Here is a 983-nt window from a genome sequence, read left to right as displayed (position 1 = left end):
TGCATCTCGTTGATATCGTTAATCAAAGCGACAGTGTTGAAAACCCCGATGGCGAAGACAAGCTCGGTCAGGCGATGCTTAAGTTTTCATTAGAGCGAGACTGGGGAACGATTGACCTTTTCTGGTTACCGTACTTTCGCGAAAGAACCTTCGTTGGCGAAGATGGTCGCTTATCTGCAAGCCCTTTGCCGGTAAGTAATGATGAAGCAAGCTATGCATCGGGTGCACAAGAATGGCATAGTGACTTTGCTGTCCGTTATTCACATTATGTCGGTGAATTAGAGTTTGCTTTATCTCATTTTTCCGGCACGAGTCGTGAAGCCAGTTTCCGCCCGAATGCTACGTTTTCTGAGTTAGTTCCTCATTATCATCTTATCGATCAGACTGGTATTGAACTTCAATATATTTATGACTCTTGGCTATTAAAGTTTGAAGGTATCACCAATTCCGGCTTTGGTGATGCTCTTGGTAGAAAAGGTCGATATAGCGCCGCAGTATTTGGCTTTGAATATACCCAAGTGGGTATTTTCGAAAGCTCTGCTGATCTGGGGTGGGTGTTGGAATATATGTTTGATGACCGTAAAGAGCACGCAACTCACGCTTTTGAACGAGATATTTTTGCCGGTTGGCGTTATGCCTTTAATGATGAAGACTCCTCTGAAATCCTAACGGGCGTCATTTTTGATCCACGTACTGAGGAATTGATGTTTTCATTCGAGGCGAACAAGCGACTGGCGAGCGATCTTAAGTTGAATATTGAAGCGCGCGTGTTTCACGGTGCCGAAAGTGACGACCAATTGAAAACTTACGGTCTAAGAGATGAAGACTATTTAGAGCTGGAGTTAGTGAAGTACTTCTAAAAGTATGGCTTTTATGCCTGATTTAAATTTATTTATGTTTTTTTGTTGGTAAAACTCGCTATATTGCTGTGATGACATACACTTTTGTTAAGTACTGTGTGAATTGTAATTGAATGTTGAGAA

Annotated in this window: 1 pseudogene; it reads left to right on the top strand. The window is 42.0% G+C overall.

Annotated elements, in window-relative coordinates:
* A pseudogene (locus A3735_RS30490) lies at positions 1 to 860 on the top strand (hypothetical protein); the annotation flags it as partial.
* Between the last annotated feature and the right edge of the window lie 123 nt (positions 861 to 983).

Source organism: Oleiphilus sp. HI0061 (genome assembly GCF_001635675.1).
Note: the sequence above shows the minus strand (reverse complement) of the source record. Positions and strands in the feature narration are given on the sequence as shown.